Genomic DNA, 22,350 nt, shown 5'->3' on the forward strand with positions numbered 1-22,350 from the left:
TGCCCGCGGGTCCGGTTTCGCCACTGCTGTCGAGATCGCCAGGAGCCTTGATGGATGCCGTGTTCTCCGTTCCCGAGCCGCGCAACGAGCCGGTTCGCAACTACGAGCCGGGCAGCGCAGACCGGGAGCGGCTGCAGCGGCGGCTGACCGAGCTGGCCGCCGAGCGCATCGACCTGCCGATGACCATCGGCGGGGAGCAGCGGATGGCGGCGGGCGACCCGATCAACGTGGTGCAGCCGCACAAGCACGCGCACGTGCTGGGCGTGACCGCGCACGCCTCCCACGACGACGCCCGCGCCGCGATCAGGGCGGCCAAGGACGCCGCCCCGATGTGGCGGGCGTTGCCGTTCGAGGAGCGCGCCGCGATCTTCCTGCGCGCCGCCGAACTGCTCGCCGGCCCGTGGCGGGACACCCTCAACGCCGCCACCATGCTCGGCCAGTCGAAGACCGCGATCCAGGCCGAGATCGACTCGGCCTGCGAGTTCATCGACTTCCTGCGCTTCAACGTGCACTTCGCGCGGCGTCTGCTGGAAGAGCAGCCGGCATCGGCGCCCGGCGTGTGGAACCGCTTCGACCACCGGCCCCTGGAGGGTTTCGTCTACGCGGTCACCCCGTTCAACTTCACCGCCATCGCCGGCAACCTGCCGTCCGCGCCGGCGCTGCTGGGCAACACCGTGATCTGGAAGCCGGGTCCGACCCAGCAGTTCGCCGCGCACTTCACCATGCGGCTCTTCGAGGCCGCCGGCCTGCCGCCCGGCGTGATCAACATGGTGACGGGTCGGGGTGAGGAGGTCTCCGACGTCGTGCTCGCCGACCCGGACCTGGCCGGCATCCACTTCACCGGTTCGACGAAGGTCTTCCAGCACCTGTGGAAGACCGTCGGCGACAACATCGCGCGCTACCGGGGCTACCCGCGGCTGGTCGGCGAGACCGGCGGCAAGGACTTCGTGGTCGCGCACACCAGCGCCGACGTGGACGCGCTGCACACCGCGCTGATCCGTGGCGCGTACGAGTACCAGGGCCAGAAGTGCTCGGCCGCCTCCCGGGCGTACGTGCCGCGCTCGATCTGGGAGGGTGGCCTGCGTGACCGGCTGGCCGCCACCGCCGACTCGCTGACCTACGGCGACGTGGCCGACTTCGGCAACTTCGGGGGCGCGGTGATCGACGACAAGGCGTTCGCCCGGCACACCGCCGCGCTGGAGCTGATCAACGGGGACGGCAGCTGCCGGGTGCTGGCCGGTGGCACGGCGGACGACTCGGTCGGCTACTTCGTCCGGCCGACGCTCTTCGAGTGCTCCGACGCCGCGCACGAGACGTTCACCACCGAGTACTTCGGGCCGATCCTCGGCGTGCACGTGTTCGACGACGCCCGCTTCGACGAGGTGGTCGCGCAGGCCGAGTCGATCGCCCCGTACGCGCTGACCGGCTCGGTGTTCGCCACCGACCGGCAGGTGGTCGACTCGGTCGCCGAGCGGATGCGGTACGCGGCCGGCAACTTCTACATCAACGACAAGCCGACCGGCGCGGTCGTCGGGCAGCAGCCCTTCGGTGGGGCCCGCGCCAGCGGCACCAACGACAAGGCGGGCTCCTGGCTCAACCTGGTCCGCTGGGTGTCGCCGCGCACGATCAAGGAGACCTTCGTGCCGCCGACCGACCACACGTACCCTCACATGGGCTGACCTGCGGTGACCCGCCGGCGGCGCACGTAGCGCCGCCGGCGGTCGGCCGAGAGCGGCAATACATCGATAGTCCTCAACGGACAGTCTGCCGCCGACAGTGCACATAGGAAGTCCTTCTTGGGTGGCAAACCGCCAAATCCTGGACGCCGGCAGCGCAAAGTGGCAGCGTAACGGGCATGGCGGAATCCGGAGTCAACCCCACGGCGGCGGCCCTTCTCGGGCTGCTCCACGAGGGTCCCATGACGGGCGGTCAGCTGATGGCCGCCGCAGAGCGCCGGCTGGCGCCCTACTGGTCGATGACACGCAGTCAGGTCTACCGCGAATTGCCGGTCCTGGCCGAGCGGGGCTACGTGCGGCTCGGCAAGCCGGGCCCCCGAATGAGCCAGCCGTACGCGCTGACCGCCAGCGGGAAACGGACGTTTTCCCGCTGGCTGGCGGAGAACCCGGGGCGGGACACCATCCGCAACCCGATCGCGCTCCGGATGGCCTTCGGCAACCTCCACTCGTCAAGCCAGCTCAAGAGCCTGTACGCCTCGGCCAACGAATACCACACCGAGGCCCTCGCCCAGGTACGGGAACAGGTCAAGAACGCCAAACGGGACGGCGAGACGTACGACGCCAGCGCGCTGGAGTTCGCCGTCGCCTATCACCGGGCAGCCCTGTCGTGGCTGAAGTCCGCCCCCGCCGGGTGACCGTCGGCGGGTTCACGGACACGGAACGAGCTGCGGCTTCCGCGACGCAGTACGCTTGTCTGTCGTGACCGCTGCCGATTACGCCGAACAGCTCAAGGAACTCGACGCGACCCTGCGCAACATCGAGGCCGTCCTCAATCTGGACCGGCTGCACGAGGACAAGGCCCGTCTGGAGCAGGAGGCGTCCGCCCCCGACCTGTGGGACGACCAGGCCAAGGCTCAGCAGGTGACCTCTCAGCTGTCGTACGTCAACGGCGAGATCAGCAAGCTGGGCAGCCTGCGCGGCCGGCTCGACGACGCCCAGGTGCTGCTGGAGTTGGCCGAGGCCGAGTCCGACCCGGGTGTGCTCACCGAGGTCGAGGCGGAGATCACCGGGCTGACCAAGGCCATCCAGGAGATGGAGGTCCGCACCCTGCTCTCCGGCGAGTACGACTCCCGGGAGGCGCTGGTCGCCATCCGCGCCGGCGCGGGCGGTGTGGATGCGGCGGACTTCGCCGAGATGCTGCTGCGGATGTACCTGCGCTGGGCCGAACGGCACGGCTACCCGACCGAGGTCTACGACACCTCGTACGCCGAGGAGGCGGGCCTCAAGTCGGCCACCTTCGCGGTCAAGGTGCCGTACGCGTACGGCACGCTCAGCGTCGAGTCGGGTACCCACCGGCTGGTCCGGATCAGCCCGTTCGACAACCAGGGCCGGCGGCAGACCAGTTTCGCGGGCGTCGAGGTGCTGCCGGTGACCGAGCAGACCGACCACATCGACATCCCGGAGAACGAGGTACGGACCGACGTCTACCGCTCGTCGGGCCCCGGTGGGCAGAGCGTCAACACCACCGACTCGGCGGTCCGGCTCACCCACATCCCCACCGGCATCGTGGTGACCTGCCAGAACGAGAAGTCCCAGCTACAGAACAAGGCCTCCGCGCTGCGGGTGCTCCAGGCCCGACTGCTGGAGCGCAAGCGCCAGGAGGAACAGGCCAAGTTGGAGGGCCTGAAGGAGAACGCGGCCGGCTCGTGGGGCGACCAGATGCGGTCGTACGTCCTGCACCCGTATCAGATGGTGAAGGATCTCCGAACCGAGCAGGAGACCGGCAATCCGAGCGCGGTCTTCGATGGCGAGCTGGACGGTTTCATCGAGGCCGGTATCCGTTGGCGCAAGCAGCGGCAGCTCGCCAGCGACGGTGCGTAACGACTCGCGGGCGGAGCGCGTCGTCGATCTCCAGGTGAGAGCCTGATTCGACGACGCGCGCGCCATCTGCGGGGCGTGGGGCTTGGCTCAGTTGTTACACCGCGTAGACTCACCACCCGTGATTCAGCTTGAGCAAGTGACGAAGACGTACCCGAAGGCGTCCCGGCCTTCGCTCGACAACGTGTCCGTCTCGATCGAGAAGGGCGAGTTCGTCTTCTTCATCGGTCCATCCGGCTCCGGCAAGTCCACGATCATCAAGATGCTGCTGCACGAGGTGACCCCCAACAAGGGACGCGTCATCGTCAACAGCAAGGACGTCACGTCGATGCGCTCCTGGAAGCGACCCCACTTCCGGCGTTCGATCGGCTGCGTCTTCCAGGACTTCCGGCTGCTGCCGAACCGCACCGCCTACGAGAACGTGGCGTTCGCTCTCGAGGTGATCGGCAAGACCAAGGCGGTCGCCCGCCGGGTCGTGCCGGAGGTGCTGGAGCTGGTGGGGCTCGGTGGCAAGGAGCACCGCTATCCGCACGAGCTCTCCGGTGGTGAGCAGCAGCGGGTCGCCGTCGCCCGGGCGTTCGTGAACCGTCCGCTGATCCTGCTGGCGGACGAGCCGACCGGAAACCTGGACCCGGACACCTCGATCGAGATCATGCGTCTGCTGGACCGGATCAACCGCACCGGCACGACCGTCGTGATGGTCACCCACGACTCCAACATCGTGAACCAGATGCGCCGCCGCGTCATCGAGATCGAGAGCGGCCGCATCGTGCGTGACCAGGCTCGCGGCGTCTACGGGTGAGCCGGCGCTTCACCCCTCTCGCAGCCTGACGACGAACACCTCATGCCGGAGACCCGGAGGAAATCCCGATGCGCGTGAAATACGTCCTGTCCGAGGTACTGGTCGGACTGTGGCGCAACGTGACCATGACCATCGCGATGATCATCACGATGGCGGTCTCGCTGACCATGCTCGGCGCCAGCGGTCTCATGTACCGCCAGGTTGACGACATGAAGGACCTCTACTACAAGAACATCGAGGTCTCGATCTTCCTGACCCAGGAGGTGAGCGAGCAGCAGCGCACCGACCTGAACGACAAGCTGAAGAACGACCCCCTGGTCAAGGACGTCATCTACGTCAACAAGGACGAGGCGTACAAGAAGTTCCAGGAGATGTACCAGGACGCGCCGGACCTGGTGAACGCGGTCAAGCCGGATCAGCTCCCGGAGTCGTTCCGGCTCAAGCTGAAGAACCCGGAGCAGTACAAGAACATCTACGACCAGTACAAGGAGACCGAGGGTGTCGACGAGATCGTCGACCAAAGCCGGCTCCTGGACAAGATCTTCGACGTCCTCACCGCGATCCAGAACATCGCTCTGGCCGCTGCGATCGTGATGGCCATCGCCGCGCTGCTCCTGGTGGCCAACACCATCCAGGTCGCCGCTTACAGCAAGCGACGCGAGGTGGCGGTCATGAAGCTGGTCGGCGCGTCCAACTGGTTCATCCAGGCGCCGTTCGTGCTGGAGGCCGTGGTGGCCGGTCTGATCGGTGCGCTGCTCGGCCTGGTGGCCCTGGTGGCAGCGAAATACCTGCTCTTCGACGGGTCACTCAAGGCGTTGCAGGGTCTGCTGTCGCCGATCAGCTGGGGCGACATCCTGGTCGTCTTCCCGCTGATGGCCGTCGTCGGTGGCCTGGTCAGCGCCGCCACCGCCTGGATCACCCTGCGCTTCTACCTGCGGGTCTAGTCAGGTTCGTCTGCTGACAGGGACCCTTCCGCGTACCGGAAATAAACGGCGCGGGAGGGTCCTTGTTGTTCCGGTAGCATGATCGGTTGTCCGAGCGGGGTGAGCCCGGCGTCGGACCGACCTGGGAAGGGGGTGGCGCCGATGCCACGGGAAAAGGGGCGCAAGGTGGTCGCCTCCAACAAGAAGGCACGCCACGACTACTCGATCCTCGACACGTACGAGGCGGGCATGGCGCTGACCGGCACCGAGGTCAAGTCGCTGCGGGCCGGGCGGGCGTCGCTTGTCGACGCGTTCGCCCAGGAACGCGACGGCGAGCTGTACCTGCACGCGATGCACATCCCGGAGTACACCCAGGGCACCTGGACCAACCACGAGCCCCGGCGTACCCGCAAGCTGCTGCTCAACCGTGGTGAGATCGACAAGCTGGTCGGCAAGACCCGCGAGGGCGGTCTGACCATCGTCCCGTTGCAGGTCTACTTCTCCGACGGCTGGGCCAAGGTGGAGATCGCCCTGGCCAAGGGCAAGAAGTCGTACGACAAGCGTCAGGATCTCGCCAAGCGCGACGCGGACCGGGAGATCGCCCGGGTGTCCGGTCGGCGCGGCAAGGGGATGGACGACTAGTTCGTCCCGTTTGTCCGGGTCGGCGTGCCGGACCGGGCCTCGGGATGAAAGCCGTTGCGGCAGGCGTTAGTCTTGTCAGTGCCGCCACAAGGCGGCCTGTCGAGGGGGTGACTGGTTTCGACTTCGTACGCAGCGACAGGGGAAGCGAGCCGAGGAAGCCGACGTCGTCTCGAGAATCGGTCGTCGGAAACCAATAAGCGCCAAGAACAATCGCGCTGACTTCGCTCTCGCCGCCTGAGGCGAGTAGTGAGTCTGTCGGCCTGGGAACGCCTTCGTCCCAGTTAGCCGGCATCAGCTAGAAGGCTGGCCAATCGGACCCGGTCGCGGGGTCCGTGCGGCGAGATCAATCAGCGACTGGGCCCGTCACACCAACTTGCTCGCGTGAGCGGTGGGGCCGAGTAGAGGCATAGCGAGCTGCGCTCGGAGAAGCCCTGACAAACCGGCGAAGGACCCGGGTTCGATTCCCGGCACCTCCACCACCTCGAAACGATGCGCCCCGGCCCACCGGCCGGGGCGCATCGTCGTATCCGGCCAAGGCGTCCGCCGCCGCCTGGATCGGTCTGCTCGGGCAGAATCCGCGCAACAGGTGACAGCCAAACTTGCCGACGTGGTGTGCGGTGTCGTGATCGACACGTCTTCGCCGATGTGGGGCCATCGACGGGTCCCGGATACCCCGACTTCGGCGATCTCGTGTGGATCACCGCGCGGATCGCACCTCGGCTGGCTGGTATGTCCGGTCCTGGGGTGCCTGTGGTGACCGGCCGCGCCTGCCGGCCGGAGTCATCGCGGGCGGGGTCGACCCGCTCGCGCCTGCGGGCCGCGCCCCCCATGTCGTGTCCTTTGCTCTGCTTCAGCCCAGGAGACACTTGGTGTCCGATTATCGGACGGCAGGTGTTTCCTCGGTTGAAGCAGAGCAAAGGGCCCCGGGGAATGTCCCCGGCTCGCCGGCCGTTGCACACCGACCGGCCACGACGCCCCACGGGCCGCCTGCCTGCGGGAATGACCCCGACCGGCAGGTCGTTACACCCGGACCGGCCGCCACGAGCCCCCGCTCGCAGGCCGCCAGGCCCCCGGGAATGACCCCGGCCCGCCGGTCGTTACACACCGGCCGGCCGCCACGAGCGATCCGCTCGCAGGCCGCCAGGCCCCGGGAATGACCCCGGCCCGCCGGTCGTTACACACGGACCGGCCGCCACGAGCCCCCGCTTGAAGGCCGCCCCCCGAAGACTTTGCACAAGCGCCCGGACGAGGTGCTGACACCCCGCATCGCCTGATCCCCCCGAACGGGCGGCGTGTGGGTGTTTCCTACCCCCGAAGGAGCAACCCTGATGAACACGATCTTCCGTAAGAGCATGCTGTCCGTTGCTGGTCTCGCGTTCGCCGGTGGCATCTTCGCCGGCCCGATCGCCGCCCACGCCAACCCGGTCGATGCCAAGCCGGCCGCCGTCGCGGTGCAGACTGCCGCGCCGAAGCCGCAGGGCGAGCAGTCGCACATCGACCTCAACGGTGAGCAGGTCGCCAACGCCAAGGCCATCATCGCCGCCACGAAGAAGGCCGGCCTGCCCGAGCGGGCCGCGGTCATCTCGATCGCGACCAGCCTGCAGGAGTCCAAGCTGGAGAACCTGGGCCACCTCGGCGACGCCAACGACCACGACTCGCTGGGTCTGTTCCAGCAGCGCCCGTCGTCCGGTTGGGGTACGCCGGAGCAGATCACGAACCCCGAGTACTCGACGACGGCGTTCCTCAAGGGCCTCAAGCAGGTCGACGGTTGGCAGGACATGCCGCTGACCGACGCCGCGCAGACCGTGCAGGTCTCGGCCTACCCGGACGCGTACGCGCAGTGGGAGCAGCAGGCCACCGACCTGGTCGCCCACAACTGGAACAGCTGACAACACACCGATGGCCGGCACCCCGTGAACGGGGTGCCGGCCATCGGCGCATGTCCAGACCTCGGTCACTTCCCCGTCTGGCAGCTGACCCCCGGGCATCACGCTTGTCGAAGGGGTGGCCCCGGGGCAGGCGCGACGCTAGAGGTGTGATGCCTGTGGGTCATCAAGATGACGCAGAGGCATCACGCTCATCGGGGCGGTGCCGGGGGTGGCTTCGGCGCGGGCCCGCCGCCAGAGGCGTGATGCCCGGCGGCGGGGCGGTTGATCAGCTGCACTGCGCCGATGTGGGGGCATCCCGACGTCCGGATACGCCCACCTCGCCGATCTGGAGTCGATCATCGCGGACCGCGCGCCGACGCGACGCCGCCGCCTGCGCCGCGACGCCGCCGCCTGCGCCGCTGCGCCGCCGCCTGCGCCGCTGCGCCGCCGCCTGCGCCGCTGCGCCGCCGCCTGCGCCGCTGCGCCGCCGCCTGCGCCGCTGCGCCGACGCCGCTTGCGCCGACGGGACGCGCTGCCTGCGCTGACGGACGCCGCCGCCTGCGCCGCTGCGCTGACGCCGCCTGGGCCGACGCGACGCCGCCGCCTGCGCCGCTGCGCTGACGCCGCCTGCGCCGACGGGACGCCGCTGCCTGCGCCGCTGCGCCGCCGCCTGCGCCGACGGGACGCCGCTGCCTGCGCCGCTGCGCCGCCGCTTGCGCCGACGGGACGCCGCTGCCCGCGCCGACGGGACGCCGCTGCCTGCGCCGGCGCCGGCGCTGCCGCCTAGGCTGCCGCTGTGACGAACGAGGGACTGCGCCTGTCGGTCGGCGCCTCAGCCGGTCAACGCACGCTCGCGGTGGTGACCGGGGTGCTCGTCGCGGGTGTTGGTGCGGCCTTCGTGCTCGGGCCGGTGATCGCGGGTGGGCTGGTGCGTCGCCTCACCGGCCCGGGTGACGGGTTCGCTTCCTACGAGGAGGCCCGCGACCTGCCGCCCGGAATGCGCCCGCCCGCGCTACGGGAGTCCGCCAGCGGTTCGGAGCAGCCCGGACTCCTCCTCGGGCTGTGTGGGCTCCCGTTCGTGCTGCTCGGCGTCTACCTCGTGCTGCGGGTGCTGCGGACGGCCGCATGGCTGGACGGCACCCGGGTGCTGGTACGAGGTGCGCTGCACAGCCGTACCGTCGATCTTGCCACCGCCCGCGTCGACCCCGCGTCGTACCGCGACCCGCAGGGCCGTGGTGGCCCGTCTGCCATCGTCGTCACCGATCGAGCCGGCACGCAGCGGGCCACGATCCCGCTGCGGGGCATGGGTCTGCCCGTTCTGCCGCCGTCCGAGCTGCGCGCCCTGGCCGACGCGTTCACCGCGACTGGACCCGACGCCACGCCCGACGTCCGCGCCGTCGCCGCCGAACTGCGGCGACTGGCGGACGGACACCGCTGAGGCGCACCGCGTCGGTCAGGCGTACCGGACGGATCCGGGGGCGATGGACGTGAGTCGACCCCGGAACCGACGGCGCGGCGGCACCGTCGAACCCGGCATGCGTCGACCGGTCCTGCTGCTCGTCCTGCCCCTGCTGTCCATGGCGGCCTGCGCCGCGCCCGCTGCGGACCCCGCCCCCGGTCTCAGGCCCACCACGTTGGCCCATCGTGCGTTCGACGACCGGGCCGCCGCCGTCGCCGCAGCCTGGCGGCCCGGTCCCGGCTGGAGCGACGGGTACGTCCCCCTCCAGGGGCCGACCGTGCTCACCGGTGATCCGCGTTTCACCCCCGACACCGAGACGGCCTTCCGGTCCGGCTGGTACCGGGCGCAGGTGGCCATCCCGTCGACGGCCGGCAGTGGCGAGATCCGTTTCCCGGACGGTCGGTTGACGCTGCCGCTCATCAGCGCCGCCGAGGCGTACCGGCAGCTAGCCCAGGGGGATCCGCTGCCCTGCCCGGGGCGGCCGAAGCGTCCCGGACTGCCGAGCCCCGGCGGTCCCACGGTCGAGCCCGGGCCGGACGGGTGGGCCACCAGCACGACGCAGACGGCCTGCCTCCCGTTGACCGTCACCGGGGTGACCCTCGGTGCCGTGCCCGTCCGCACGAGTCGGGGCGAGGCGCAGGTCCCGGCGTGGCTGTTCACGGTGGAGGAGTTGGCCACACCGGTGGCCCAGCTCGCCGTCGCGCCGACGGCGGTCACGCCGGTCCCCTCGGTGGCCCCGCCGACGCAGCCGCCACCGGACGGCGTGGTCGCCGCACAGGACCTCGCGGCGGTGGACGGCGCGCGGGTGACCGTCCACCTGGGCGTCGGCTCGTGTGACACCGGCATCACCCCACTGGTGTCGGAACGGGCGGACGTCGTGGTCATCGGCGGCACGGTCACCCGCGCCACCGGCGTCTGCAACATGATGCTCAAGCTGCAACCGGTCACCGTCACCCTGGACGCGCCGCTGGCGGCCCGGCCCGTGCTGGACGTGGTCAGTGGCGCCCCGCTGTCGATCGCCCCACGGTGATCGGCCCCGGGCGTTCGGTCAGAGGATCGTGGGCACGTCGGTGCTGATCGGCACCGGCAGCACGGTGGGACCCCCGGCCCGCAGCCCGGCCGCCAGGGCCGCGCCCAACTCGTCGGGAGTTCGTACCACCTCGGTGGCGCAGCCGTAGCCGGCCGCGATCGCCGTGACGTCCAAGCCCGGCAGGTCCAGTCCGGGTACGCCAGGGGTGTCCTTCAGCTCGGCGAACGCCTTGAGGATCGCGTACTGCTGATTGATCGGAACGACGACCACAACGGGCAGCGACAGGCGCGCGGCGGTCCAGAGCGCCTGCACCGAGTAGTGGAACGAGCCGTCGCCGATCACCGCGACCACCGGCCGGCCGCGCCCGGTGTCCCGCTCGGCCAGGGCCACGCCGATCGCGGCCGGTAGACCGTAACCGAGGCCGCCGCTGGCCATGGTGAAGTACGAGGCGGGTCGGGTGATGCGCAGATTGCGGCGCAGCGCGGCCAGGTTGGACGGCGACTCCTGGACCAGCACGCCGTCGGCCGGCCAGTGCGCCGCCAGCGCGGCGAACATCGCGTCGGCGCTCAGTGGCACGGTGACCTCCGGCGGCGGCGGGACGGCCTTGGGCGCCGGGGGCTGCCGGCCGGCGGCGGGCAACAGGTCGAGCAGGGCGGTGAGGGCCAGTCCGGGGTCGCCGAGCAGGCTGTCCCCGACCGGGGCTCGGGCGGCCTCGTCCGGGTCGTCCGTGACGTGCAGCAGCCGCGCCCCCTCCGGCAGGTGGTTGCCCGGCACGTGCGGGTAGTAGCGGAACACCGGGGCACCGACGACCAGGACGGTGTCGTGCCCGTGCAGCGCCTCGGCCAACGGCCCGATGGCGAACGGCAGGACCCCCCGGAACTGCGGGTGGTCCTCCGGGAAGACGGCCCGTTCGGGTGCGGGTGCCGACCAGACCGGTGCGGCAAGTCGCTCGGCCAGCGCGACGGCGGCCGACCAACTGCCGGAACGGTCCACACCGGGCCCGAACACCAGGACCGGGTCGCGGCTGTCGGCCAGCATCCGGGCGAACATCTCCAACCGCTGCGGGTCCGGCCCGAAGCGGGTCGCCACGGAGCGCGGCGCGGGCGGCGCCTCGGCGGGTTTGGCCCAGTCGTCCATCGGCAGGGAGAGGAAGACCGGCCCGACCGGGGGTTGCACGGCGGTCGCGTACGCCCGCAGCAGCGCCGCCGGGATGTCCTGCGCGCGGACCGGCTCGTAGCTCCACTTGACGTACGGCTCGGGCAGCTCGACGGCCCGGCGGTTGGTCAGTCGGGGCTCCAGCAGCAGCATCTCCCGGGTCTGCTGCCCGGCGGTGACGATCAGTGGCGTCTTGTTGTGCCAGGCGGTCACCAGGTTGCCCATGCCGTTGCCCAGGCCCGGCGCGGTGTGCAGGTTGACGTGCGCGGGCCGGCCGGCGGCCTGGGCGTACCCGTCGGCCATCGCCACGGCCGTGGCCTCGTGCAGCGCGTGGACGTAGTGGAAGTCGGCCGGGAAATCCCGCAGGAAGGGCTCCTCGGTGGAGCCGGGGTTGCCGAAGACGGTGGTCATGCCCAGGGTGCGGAGCACGTCGTACGTCGCGTCCCGGACCGTTGCCATCGTCGCCTGCCTCCGCTCACGCGCAGGGGCGACCGTGGCCGCCCTCCCGATCAGCCGAATCTATCGGGATGTGACAGACCTTTCGGGCTTTTCCGGCGTCCGAGGAGATCGTCCGGGAGCGCTCAGGGGAGCGCGAAGGGCAGTTTGATGCCGTCCAACGCCCGCCCACACGCGCAGTCCTGCTCGGCGGGGAGCGCGGCCAACGCGTCCAGCAGCACGTCCCGCAGCCGGTCGGTGTTGGCTGCGAACACCCGGAACACCTCGTCCTGGGTCACCGTCTCGCCCGCCTGCACCCCGGCGTCCAGGTCGGTGATCAGCGCGATGGAGGAGTAGCAGAGCGCCAACTCCCGGGCGAGCACCGCCTCCGGGTGGCCAGTCATGTTCACGACAGTGCCGCCGACCGAGGCGTACCAGCGGGATTCGGCGCGGGTGGAGAACCGGGGGCCCTCGACCACCACCACCGTCCCGCCGTCCACCGCCGTGACGTCCCGTCCGGCCGCGGCGGCGAGCAGGGCGTGGCGGCCCGTCGGGCAGTACGGGTCGGCGAACGGCACGTGCACCGCACCCTCGTCGTAGTAGGTCTGCACCCGTCCGCTGGTGCGGTCGACGAGCTGGTCCGGCACCACGAACGTGCCGGGGCCCAGCTCCGGGCGCAGTCCGCCGACCGCGCACGGGGCCAACACCTGGCGTACGCCCAGTGAGCGCAGCGCCCACAGGTTGGCCCGGTACGGAATCCGGTGTGGCGGATACCGGTGGTCGGAACCGTGCCGGGGCAGGAACGCGACCCGTCGCCCGGCCACCTCCGCGATGGTCACCGCATCGGACGGTGGACCGTAAGGGGTGCCCAGCTCATGGGGGGTGCCGTCGAGGAGCGCGTACAGACCCGAGCCGCCGATCACCGCGAGGTCCGCCTTCGGTGCCATTGAACCTCCGTCGCAACTGTCGGATCACCCGCCGCTCAGACCTTAGCCAGCGCCCGGGACGCAGGCTATGGTGCCAGGCATGGCGTTGACAGCGCGGCTGATACCGATGCACCGTGCGGAGGCGGCGGATGACGGATCCCGGGTGCGGGCTCACGGCTGACGGGTAGGTGGGATGCAGGGAGAGGGCCAGGCGATCGGCGGACGAGCGATGGAGTCGATGACCGGGCGGCTGCTGGTCGCGACTCCGGCGCTCAAGGACCCGAACTTCGACCGTACGGTGGTGCTGCTGGTCGCCCACGAAACGGGCGGCGCGCTCGGCGTCGTCCTGAACCGGGCGACCGAGGTGCCGGTGGCCGAGGTGCTGGGCGACTGGAGCGACCTGGCTCGCCACCCGGCGGTGCTCTTCGAGGGCGGCCCGGTGCAACCCGACTCGGCGATCTGCCTGGCCCGGATGCGGCAACCGCTACGGCGACTCAAGGGCTTCCACCAGGTGTCCGGGGCGGTCGGCACGATCGACCTCTCCGTCGACCCGGAGAAGCTGCGGGAGAGCATCGGAGGCATCCGGGTGTTCGCCGGCTACTCCGGCTGGGGCAGCGGCCAGTTGGAACAGGAGATCGCCGACGGGTCCTGGTTCGTGCTGGACGCCCTGCCTGGCGACGCCTTCGTCGACCGCCCCGACGACCTGTGGCCGATGGTGCTGCGCCGGCAGGGCGGGATGATGGCCGCCGTCGCCCACTTCCCGCCGGACGTGGCGTTGAACTGACCCGACCGGGTGGGGACCCCGCGAGATGACCATGCCGGCGGGTCTGTGTATAGTTTCCGAGTGCCCGGGCGACCGGGACGACGGCAAGGGGCCGTGGCGCAGCTGGTAGCGCACCACACTGGCAGTGTGGGGGTCAGGGGTTCGAGTCCCCTCGGCTCCACCCTTGTTTGTTCAGCTCAGCGGCTTGGTCGGGAATACCGGTCAGGCCGCTGAGCTGTTTCGCGTCGTACCTCCCGCCCGATCGAGGCGGTCAGGGGTGCCGGCGGGGGAACTGTCGGCAGCCGGACGGTGAAGGTCGCCCCGGCACCCGGCCGGCTGTCGGTGGAGATCGTCCCGCCGTGGCTGGTGACCACCTCGCGCAGGAGGGCCAGCCCCAGACCGAAGCGGCGGTCCGCCGCCCCGGCGCCGCGATGGAAGCGGTCGAAGAGGTGAGGTGCGTCGGCGGGGTCGAAGCCGGCTCCGCTGTCCGTGACCACCAGGTCCGCGCTCCGGCGGGCGGTGTGCAGGGCGACGTCGATGCGTCCGCCGGTCGGGGTGTGGGTGAGGGCGTTGGCGAGCAGTTCGCCGACCACGCGGCGTAGGGCCGAGGCGATGCCGGGGACGAGGACCGGGGTGTCCGGGACGGTCATGTGCAGCTGGACGCCCTGCTCTGCGGCGCGGTCGGCCTCGCAGTCGACGGCCTGGGCGGTGAGAAGGGCCAGGTCGACCGGCTCGGAGGGTTGTCGGTCGACCGGGGTGGCGGCGAGGCGGGCAGAGAGCAGGAGTTCGTCGACGATCTCACCGAGCCGGCCGGTGGTCTCGAGCAGGCGGTCGTATTCGGCGCGGTCGGCACCGGCGCGGCGGGCCAGGATCTGCGCGCGGGTGTGGACCTGGGCGATGGGGGTGCGCAATTCGTGGCTGGCGTCGGCGACGAACCGGCGTTGCCGGCCGAGCGCCTCGGCGAGCGGTGCCACGGCCCGGCGGCCCACGGCGATGCCCGTGAGCGCTGCCGCGGCGAGGCCGACGATCGCGGCGAGGAGGAAGGCGGCGAGCAGGTGACGTCGGTCGGAGAGCTGGAAACGCGCGTCGAACACCGCTTGCACGACCCCCGTGCCCCGGGGCTGGGTGCGGACGTAGTAGGTCGTGCCGTTGCGGTCGACCTTGTCGCTGTGGACCTGTCGGTCGAGGGCCGCCGCGTCGATGGCGGACCGTAGGGGGAAGCCGGGTGGGGGCGGGTTCCGGCCCACGTCGGTGCGGCCGCCGTCGTACAGGATGATCCAGCTACAGGCGGGCGGCCCGTCGATGGTGCCGTGGGTCACGCCGTAGCTGAGCTCGCGTTCGATCTGTTCCTGCTGGTTGTGGAGCAGGGCGGCGTAGGAGATGGCGGCGCCCAGGGCGAGCAGCGCCGTCATGGTGAGTCCGACGAGCAGGCTGACCCGCGCCCTGGCGCGGCGCAGCATGGTGTCCTCGGGGCTCACAGCGTTCCCAGCTTGTAGCCGAGGCCGTGGACGGTCCGGATCACCGAGCGGCCGAGCTTGCGACGCAGGTAGTAGACGTAGGTGTCGACCAGGGACGCCGCGGCGGCCTCGTCGAAGACCCGGCTGCGCAGCTCGGAACGGGAGTGGACGGTGAGCGGCCGGGCCGCGAGCACCCGGAGCAGCTCGAACTCGCGTGCGGAGAGGGCGATCCGGGTGCCGTCGGGTAGGACGGCGTCGCGCGCGGAGAGGTCCAGCTGGCCCGCCCCGAATCGCAGCACCTCGGTGGCGTCGGTGATCCGGCGGCAGAGTGCCCTGACGCGGGCACTCAGCTCGTCCAGGTCGAAGGGCTTGGTCAGGTAGTCGTCGGCACCCGCGTCGAGGCCGGCGACCCGGTCCTCGACGGTGCCGAGCGCGGTCAGCAGCAGCGCCCGGGCGGCCACCGCTCGGGAGCGCAGTCGGACGACCAGGTCCAGCCCGTCGAGGGCGGGTAGGCGGCGGTCGATGACCATCACGTCGTACGGCCGGGTGAGCCCCAGGTGCAGGCCGCGTTGGCCATCGGGGGCCTGGTCGACGACGTATCCCTCGCCGGTGAGCGTCTCGGCCACCATGCCGCGAAGTTCCGAGTCGTCCTCGACGAGCAGGAGTCGAGTCATGGGTAGATAGTGACACCGAGACATCGAGAAGTCTCTATGTATCGGAAAACTTGTCGCCTCAAACAAACAATCTACGGGACGCCGGCGGTCACGAGCGACGGTTCAGCGGCGGGAGCGCGGGTCTCGCGTCGCTCGATCCAGCTCAGCAGCGGTGTCGTCATCAGCGTCGTGACGAGCGCGACCAGCACCAGCACCGTGAAGAGCGACGAGTTGACGATGCCCGCCTCCAGACCCACGTTGAGCGCGATCAGCTGCATCAGGCCCCGGGCGTTCATGAGCGCGCCGACGCGCAGCGCGACCCGGTTCGGCTCACCGCGCATCCGGGCCGCAGCCCAGCAGGCACCGAACTTGCCGACGATCGCCACGGCCACGCACGCGGCGGCGAAGCCGAGCACGGCCAGATTGCCCAGCAGCGCGAACTCGGTGCGCAGCCCGGAGTAGGTGAAGAACAGCGGCAGGAACACCGTCGCGGCGATCGGTGTCAGCGTGTCGACCACCTTGTCGGTCTGCTCGGAGCGCGGCATCACCACGCCCACCGCGAAGGCGCCGAAGACCGCGTAGAGCCCGATCTCGTCGGTGTACCAGGCGACCAGGAAGAGCAGCGCCACCGTGCCGAGCAGCCGCGCGCGGTCGCCTCGGAACCCCATCACGTACCCGGTCACCCGCCGTCCACCCAGCCACAGCGCCACCGCGAACAGCACCGCGCCACCCGCGGTGACCAGGGCCGGCCCGACGGCGCCCGAGGCGAACGACAGCACCACGGCCAGCATGATCCACGCGACCATGTCGTCGACCGCGCCACTGGCCAGGGCGAGCAACCCGAAGCGGGTGCCGGCGAGGCCGCGCTCGGTGATGATCCGGGCGAGCATCGGGAAGGCCGTGATCGCCAGCGCCACGCCGACGAACGCCGCCGACACACCGAGCGAAACGCCTTCCGCGCGGATCGGGACGAAGCCCGCCATGCCCACGACCAGCAGGATTCCCAGCACCAGCGGAGCGGTGACACCCGCGAGCGACACCGCTCCCGCGGTGCCGGCGAGCCCGGTGACCCGGTGCGAGGTGAAGGCGTACCCGGCCTGGAACATGAAGAGCACCAGGCCGACCTGGCCGACCACGTACAGGATCGGCAGCAGCGGCGCGGGGAAGAGCGCGGCCTGCGCACCCGGCCAGAGCAGACCGAGCAGCGACGGACCGAGCAGCACTCCGGCGAGCATCTCGCTCACCACCGGGGGCTGGCCCACCTTGCCGAGGAGCCAGGCGACCAGCTTGCAGAAGAGCAGAATGACCGCGACCGCGATGAAGAACCGCGGGGCGAGCTCAGTGGGGGTCACGCGCCTGCCTCCTCGAAGAATCGGGTGCACAACTTCTGTCGCCGGGCGTCGACGACCATCCAGGTACCGCAGACCAACTGCGTGAGCGAGCGCCCCACGTCGAAGATCCGGTCGCGCTGCCGCATCAGGGCGAGCCGGCGGCGGCCGGGACCGGGGACACCCCGGGGCGTCAGGTACGCGGGACCGCGACTCGGCAACGAACGGGTGTGCGCTGCCGACGACGCGACCGAGAAGCGCCGCAGTACCTCCCGGGTCGCCGCGCGGAGTTGGACCGGCGCCGAACCGCGCGCCGGACAGGCCCGGTTGGCGGTCACGCCGTACGGGATGAAGTGCGCGTCCTGCCGACGCAGCGACAGCCAGCGGTCCGGGTTGAACTCGTCGTCGGCGGCGGGGCCGGTGCGCTGGTAGGCCCGGTAGTTGAAGAGCAGCACCGATCCGGTGGGCAGGACGTGATCGCCCACGGCGATGGGTCCGGAGGTGATCCGGTGCGCGATACCGAACAGCGGGTACATGCGAAGCGTCTCGTCGATGACCCGGTCCAGGGATCCGTCCGACGTGTCCTCGACGGACCGGGCGCACAGCAGGATGTGCGTCATGGCCTCGGACATCTGCACCACGGCCGTGTTGAAGAACGCGCCCTGGAGGTACCAGGCGGTCTCCAGGGCGGTGAACGGCGGCGGCAGCACGACCGGGCAGGTTCCCGCGTCGATCCGGTCCAGCAGGTAGCGCGTCAGGCGATCCCGCCGGGACATGTGCCGCAGACTCATGCCCTTGAGCGCGGTGACCACGTCGTCCGCGTTCGCCACGATGAGCTCCCGCACGTCGCGCGGGCAGGATGCGCCGAACACCAACTCGTACGAGACCTCGGCCCAGATCGGCATCATCAGGTCCCGGAGTCGTACGTGGCTGATCCGGTCGGTCGGGAGCGGGTCGAGGATCCGCCGGGTCGCGGCCGTCGCCAGTTCGTCGGAGCGCGCGTGTGGGACGGCCAGGACCTGACGTGTCGTCCGCGCGACCGTCCGGTACGACTCGCCGGGCTCGAGGTGCTCCTGGTGCATCTGCGGACCGGGCGCGAGCCAGTACCAGAAGAGGTCCGACAGGCCGGCCCCGCGGCTGCGCCCGTCGGCGGCCGGGTGGCTGTAGACCCGCTCGAAGTCCTCCGGCCCCACCAGCGGCCCGGGCACCGCGATGCCCTCGGTCCCGTTGACCCGCTCGAAGATCCACTCCCGGAGGTCGACCACGGCCTTCACCTGGTCACCACCGCATCGGGCGTCAGGTCGGCCGGTCGCCGCGCTCCGGCCAGCGCGAGGGCCTCATCCAGTTCGGTGGTGAGTCGTTCGAGAACCTGCCGTACGCCCGCCGATCCGCCCGCCGCGAGCCCGCGCACCACCGGACGCCCCACCAGCACCGCCCGCGCCCCGAGCGCCAGCGCGATCAGTACGTCGGTGCCGCCGCGCACACCCCCGTCGAGCAGCACCGGGAGCTGCCCCTGCACGGCCTCCACCACCGCTGGCAGCGCGTCGAGCGTGGGAACCGCGCCGTCGAGTTGTCGTCCGCCGTGGTTGGACACGATCACGCCGGCGACGCCGTGCTCGACCGCGAGGCGGGCATCAGCGGGATGCAGGATGCCCTTGAGCAGGATCGGTAGTCCCGTGACACCGCGCAGCCACGCGATCCGGTCCCACCCCGCGGTCGCGTCCATCGCGATCGAACGCACTCGGCCAGTCGCGTCGCGCATGTTCTCGCAGGCGTAGCCGGGCGGCAGGTCCGTGAAGCCGTTGCGCAGGTCACGCTCGTGTCGCCCGAACACCGGGGAGTCCACGGTCAGCACCAGCGCCCGGCAGCCCGCCGACTCGGCGCGCTTGACCACGTACTCCGTGAAGTCGAGGTCGGGTTGCGCGTACAGCTGGAACCACAGCGTGCCGCCGGCCGCCGCGATCTGCTCGACCGGCCGGGTGGCGGCCATGCTCACCACCATGGTCGTGCCGGCCGCCGCAGCTCCCCGCGCGGTGGCCACCTCGCCCTCGGGATGCGCGAGCCGATGGAAGGCCGTCGGAGCGACCAGCACCGGTGCGGCAAGCGACGTGCCGGCCACCGTGGTCCGCAGGTCGCGCTCGCCGGTCGCCCGGAGCACCCGTGGCACGAGCCACCGTCGTGCGAAGGCCTCCTCGTTGGCGGCCAGGGTGCGCTCCCGCCCGGCACCGCCCTCGAAGAAGTCCCGGTGGACGGGGTCCACGTCAGCCCTCGGCACCGGACAGGCAACGACCGATGAACTCCTGTAGCGGCCGTACGTGGACGTCGGGCCGATCCCACCGGTTCTCCAGGTTCTCGGCGAGGTGGTGCGTGCCGATCAGCTGGCCCGCGCGGCGGTAACGCACCACCGGGTGCAGGTACGCCGCGTCGTGCGCCTGCCCCACGGCATCCTGGGCGACGCGGGTGACGGTGATGTCGAACGGGTCCACCTGGTCGTGCTCGGGCCCGTACTCCAGCGTGACGACGAATGCCTGGTCGTACTCGTGGTCGGTGGTGTGTAGGCCGGTCGACACGAGGTAGTCCACCGGTACCTCCTCGTGGTAGCGGGCCTCCGGGCCGGCGACGGTGAGCACGTCGGCGAGGAATCCGAACTGCTGCCACAGGGCCGAGCTGCGGTTGACCCTCTCGATGACGGCCGCGGTCATCGCCGCCGGCTCGGCGGCGAGCTTGTCCGACGGCCAGTCCGTGGCGTCGTACCGGCGGGCGAGGATCCGGTGCAGAGCGCGTACGGCGTAGCGGAAGCCGTGCACGAAACCGCTCGTGGACTTCTTGAAGTCGCGTTCCTGCGAGATCGTTCCGGCGAAGAACAGCCCGGGTACGTTCACCGACTCCCACGCTTCGGTCTGCGCCGGGAAGCGGTCCCTGATGGCGAGCTGGGGTCGAGCCGAGGAGTCGAAGATCGAGGCGTCGAAGCGGAATCCCGTACACGCCAGCACCCGGTCGTAGTGCAGTTCCTTCACGACCTCGTTGGCCCGGGAGAAGCTGAAGGTGACCTTGTAGCCCGTACCGTCGCGCTCGATGCTCTTGATCGTGCCGTCGAGGATCGCGTTCGCCGACTTGAGCTGATAGGTGTCCAGGAAGTTGTTGTTCACCGCGCGCAGGTGCCCGACGTAGTGTGTACGCCACGCCATCCGGACCGAGCTGGGCCCGGCGAGGTGGATCAGCGTCGTGGTCTCCATGAGGTTGTCGGCGGTCTCGAAGGCGGAGTTGCCCTTGCCGATGATCAGGACCTTCTGGTCGAGATAGTCACGCGGCTCGACGCTCATCACGTCGTACCCCTCGGCCAGCTCGAACCCGGGAATGTCCGGCTCGTAGGTCTTCGAGACGCCGGTGGCGACGATCACCGCGCGGGCCGCCCAGCGCTGGTCGTCGGCCTCGACCGTGAAGACGTCGTCGTGCTTGGACACGCGGGTCACCCGGGTGCCGTACCTGACCTTGACGCCCGTCTTCGCCGCGAAGTCGGCGAGGTACCGCACCATCACGTCGGCGTCCGGGAAGTACCGCTCGGTGTACTGCGTGAACAGCAGCGCCGGATCGTCGGTGAGCAGGGAGTTCCAGTCGAGCCGCAGGTTCAGTTCCGGATCGTCCGTGCCGGTGTGCGGCTTGTTGATCGAGATGAGTGTCCGGTGCCGCGGATAGGTGGCGAAGAAGGCCCCCGGCCCGTCGGCACCCTCCAGCACCAGATAGTCGCGCTTGCCGTCGGCCTCGAGCAGGGCCGCGAGCTGAAGACCCGCCGGCCCGGCCCCGATGATCAGGTAATCAAGCATCACGGCGCTCACCGTACGAGCGGGAAATCAGAGATTTTTCAAGCTCCTCCAGAATCGCGACCGCAGTTCGCACGTCGCCGTCGAGTGGTCGGTCCGGATCGATCGGCGCGATTGCCTCTTCCAGGGCACGGAGTGCGCGGTCGCACCCCGCCGCCGTGGGACGGCGTGCCCCCACGTGCACCGCCTGGCGCAGCCCCAGCCCGAGCGAGCCGGTGATCAACCGCAGGAGTTCCGCCTGGTCCAGGGCGCGGAGCGCGGCCTGCGTGCCGAGCGGGATGACATCCTGGTTGTGCAGGTTGGTGGGGAGGCTCTGCGCGCTCGCGGGCACGGTGTCGCGCCGGATCTCGGTGATGAGCGCCGTCGACGCGAGCTGGACGCCCTGTAGCCCGTGTTGCTGGCCCGGTCCCGCCGCGAGCATCGGCGGCAGCCCGCCGTTACGACCCGGGTCAACGAGCAGGTCGAGCTGGCGTTCGGCGAGGTTGCCGACCTGGGCGATCACCATGGACAGGACGTCGGCGGCGAAGGCGGCGGGCTGGCCGAAGAAGTTGCCGCCGTGCACGACCTTGTCGTCGTCCGGAAAGAACAGCGGGTTGTCGCTCACCCCGCCGAGGTCGGCCGCCACCACGCCGTCCACGTAGCGCAGGGCATCCTCGGCCGCCCCGAGCAACTGCGGCGCGCAGCGGAGGCTGTACGGCTCCTGCAACGGTCTGCTGCCGGACGGCCGCAGGCCGACGCAGGTCGCCCGCATCGCGGCGCCGACGTCGATGGCGCCCCGGTGACCGTAGGCGGCCAGCAGGGCGGGGTCGAGGAACTGCGGGTCGCTGCCGAGCAGGTCGGCGAGGAGGCACGTCAGCGTCTGCACCACACGGTGCGAGGCACGGACCCGGTCCAGGGCGAGGGTCAGCGCCGCGGTGGTCAGCGACGTGCCGTTGACGAGCGCGAGCGCGTCCCGCCCGTCGAGCGGCAGCGGCTCCAACCCGGCCCTGGTCAGCGCAGCTGCGGCAGGCATCCGGACACCGTCCAGATAGGCGTGTCCACGCCCGCGCAGCGCCTGGGCGGCCGCACCGAGCGGAATCAGATCACCGCTGGCGCCGACCGAGCCCAGCCGGGGCATCGCCGGGGTGAACGTCGTGCCGAGCATGGCTGCGAGCGCGTCGATGACGTGCGGCGAGACTCCCGACGCGCCCCGGGCCAGGGACCAGGCGCGGACCAGCAGCGTCGCGCGTACAACATCCGGGGCGAGGTCGGGTCCCTGACCCGCGCCGAGGTGAGCGAGGGTGTTGTCGGCCTGGTCGCGTTGGTCGGCTCGGCCCGCGTACCCCACGAGCGCCCCGAAGCCGGTCGTGGCGCCGTAGATGGCCCGGTCGTCGCCGAGTGCCTTGCCGAGGAACGTCCGGCCGCTCGTCACCCGGCCGCGCACCTCGTCACTGATCACGAGCGTGACCGGGCCGGCCGCGAGGCGCAGGTCGGCGGGGTGCAGCGGTGCTGCCAGATCCACCTGAATCGTCATGGAAGCGGATGCTAGAAACAG

General features: G+C 70.7%; 19 protein-coding genes, 1 tRNA gene and 1 other RNA gene. 12 read left to right on the plus strand and 9 right to left on the minus strand.

Going from position 1 to position 22,350, the window contains the following annotated elements:
• Window positions 1–50 precede the first annotated feature (50 nt).
• The 10 genes from pruA to ACN269_RS24820 all read left to right on the plus strand — a co-directional run bounded on the left by pruA (window position 51) and on the right by ACN269_RS24820 (window position 10,278).
• On the plus strand, window positions 51–1,679 hold the full coding sequence (pruA, locus tag ACN269_RS24775; protein WP_421474664.1) for an L-glutamate gamma-semialdehyde dehydrogenase: 1,629 nt from the start codon (window positions 51–53) through the stop codon (window positions 1,677–1,679).
• 176 nt (window positions 1,680–1,855) lie between these two features.
• Window positions 1,856–2,371, plus strand: coding sequence for a PadR family transcriptional regulator (locus tag ACN269_RS24780; protein WP_266249116.1), 516 nt, complete (start codon window positions 1,856–1,858; stop codon window positions 2,369–2,371).
• 64 nt (window positions 2,372–2,435) lie between these two features.
• Complete coding sequence (prfB, locus tag ACN269_RS24785) at window positions 2,436–3,557, plus strand: peptide chain release factor 2 (RefSeq protein ID WP_421474665.1); 1,122 nt, start codon at window positions 2,436–2,438, stop codon at window positions 3,555–3,557.
• A 118-nt stretch (window positions 3,558–3,675) separates the two neighbouring features.
• Window positions 3,676–4,356, plus strand: a complete 681-nt coding sequence (gene ftsE / locus ACN269_RS24790) for a cell division ATP-binding protein FtsE (protein ID WP_007455859.1) — start codon at window positions 3,676–3,678, stop codon at window positions 4,354–4,356.
• A 68-nt stretch (window positions 4,357–4,424) separates the two neighbouring features.
• On the plus strand, window positions 4,425–5,300 hold the full coding sequence (ftsX, locus tag ACN269_RS24795; RefSeq protein WP_421474666.1) for a permease-like cell division protein FtsX: 876 nt from the start codon (window positions 4,425–4,427) through the stop codon (window positions 5,298–5,300).
• A gap of 141 nt (window positions 5,301–5,441) precedes the next feature.
• Window positions 5,442–5,921, plus strand: a complete 480-nt coding sequence (gene smpB / locus ACN269_RS24800; RefSeq protein ID WP_354817929.1) for an SsrA-binding protein SmpB — start codon at window positions 5,442–5,444, stop codon at window positions 5,919–5,921.
• Window positions 5,922–6,024: 103 nt separating this feature from the next.
• Window positions 6,025–6,400, plus strand: a transfer-messenger RNA (tmRNA) gene (gene ssrA / locus ACN269_RS24805).
• Window positions 6,401–7,249: 849 nt separating this feature from the next.
• Window positions 7,250–7,810: a hypothetical protein gene (locus ACN269_RS24810; protein ID WP_421474667.1), complete on the plus strand. Its 561-nt coding sequence runs from the start codon at window positions 7,250–7,252 to the stop codon at window positions 7,808–7,810.
• A 775-nt stretch (window positions 7,811–8,585) separates the two neighbouring features.
• Window positions 8,586–9,227 (plus strand): hypothetical protein, encoded by a 642-nt coding sequence (locus ACN269_RS24815; RefSeq protein WP_421474668.1) that lies wholly within the window; start codon window positions 8,586–8,588, stop codon window positions 9,225–9,227.
• 97 nt (window positions 9,228–9,324) lie between these two features.
• Window positions 9,325–10,278, plus strand: coding sequence for a hypothetical protein (locus ACN269_RS24820; protein WP_421476553.1), 954 nt, complete (start codon window positions 9,325–9,327; stop codon window positions 10,276–10,278).
• An 18-nt stretch (window positions 10,279–10,296) separates the two neighbouring features.
• Here the strand turns inward: ACN269_RS24820 and mdlC are convergent, their stop codons facing one another.
• Together mdlC and ACN269_RS24830 are read right to left on the minus strand one after the other, a co-directional pair.
• Window positions 10,297–11,892, minus strand: coding sequence for a benzoylformate decarboxylase (mdlC, locus tag ACN269_RS24825; RefSeq protein WP_421474669.1), 1,596 nt, complete (start codon window positions 11,890–11,892; stop codon window positions 10,297–10,299).
• A 122-nt stretch (window positions 11,893–12,014) separates the two neighbouring features.
• Window positions 12,015–12,815, minus strand: a complete 801-nt coding sequence (locus ACN269_RS24830; protein ID WP_421474670.1) for an S-methyl-5'-thioadenosine phosphorylase — start codon at window positions 12,813–12,815, stop codon at window positions 12,015–12,017.
• Between the two features lie 172 nt (window positions 12,816–12,987).
• Here ACN269_RS24830 and ACN269_RS24835 point away from each other — a divergent pair, with 172 nt between their 5' ends.
• Complete coding sequence (locus ACN269_RS24835) at window positions 12,988–13,578, plus strand: YqgE/AlgH family protein (protein ID WP_421474671.1); 591 nt, start codon at window positions 12,988–12,990, stop codon at window positions 13,576–13,578.
• A gap of 87 nt (window positions 13,579–13,665) precedes the next feature.
• A tRNA-Ala gene (locus ACN269_RS24840) sits at window positions 13,666–13,738 on the plus strand.
• Between the two features lie 16 nt (window positions 13,739–13,754).
• Here the strand turns inward: ACN269_RS24840 and ACN269_RS24845 are convergent.
• The 7 genes from ACN269_RS24845 to ACN269_RS24875 all read right to left on the minus strand — a co-directional run bounded on the left by ACN269_RS24845 (window position 13,755) and on the right by ACN269_RS24875 (window position 22,329).
• A complete protein-coding gene (locus tag ACN269_RS24845) occupies window positions 13,755–15,035 on the minus strand; it encodes a sensor histidine kinase (RefSeq protein WP_421474672.1) in 1,281 nt (426 codons plus the stop codon).
• On the minus strand, window positions 15,032–15,688 hold the full coding sequence (locus ACN269_RS24850) for a response regulator transcription factor (RefSeq protein ID WP_421474673.1): 657 nt from the start codon (window positions 15,686–15,688) through the stop codon (window positions 15,032–15,034). The genes ACN269_RS24845 and ACN269_RS24850 overlap by 4 nt, the downstream gene beginning before the upstream one ends.
• A 71-nt stretch (window positions 15,689–15,759) precedes the next feature.
• A complete protein-coding gene (locus ACN269_RS24855; RefSeq protein ID WP_421474674.1) occupies window positions 15,760–17,019 on the minus strand; it encodes a cation:proton antiporter in 1,260 nt (419 codons plus the stop codon).
• Complete coding sequence (locus ACN269_RS24860) at window positions 17,016–18,269, minus strand: cytochrome P450 (RefSeq protein WP_421474675.1); 1,254 nt, start codon at window positions 18,267–18,269, stop codon at window positions 17,016–17,018. Before ACN269_RS24860 ends, ACN269_RS24855 begins: the two co-directional genes overlap by 4 nt.
• Window positions 18,266–19,255, minus strand: coding sequence for an alpha-hydroxy acid oxidase (locus tag ACN269_RS24865; RefSeq protein WP_421474676.1), 990 nt, complete (start codon window positions 19,253–19,255; stop codon window positions 18,266–18,268). Before ACN269_RS24865 ends, ACN269_RS24860 begins: the two co-directional genes overlap by 4 nt.
• Before the next feature lies 1 nt (window position 19,256).
• A complete protein-coding gene (locus ACN269_RS24870) occupies window positions 19,257–20,819 on the minus strand; it encodes an FAD-dependent oxidoreductase (RefSeq protein WP_421476554.1) in 1,563 nt (520 codons plus the stop codon).
• Window positions 20,812–22,329: an aromatic amino acid ammonia-lyase gene (locus tag ACN269_RS24875; protein ID WP_421474677.1), complete on the minus strand. Its 1,518-nt coding sequence runs from the start codon at window positions 22,327–22,329 to the stop codon at window positions 20,812–20,814. Before ACN269_RS24875 ends, ACN269_RS24870 begins: the two co-directional genes overlap by 8 nt.
• Window positions 22,330–22,350 lie beyond the last annotated feature (21 nt).

It is taken from the genome of Micromonospora sp. WMMD736 (genome assembly GCF_049179015.1).
In the GTDB taxonomy this organism is placed as follows: Bacteria; Actinomycetota; Actinomycetes; order Mycobacteriales; family Micromonosporaceae; genus Micromonospora.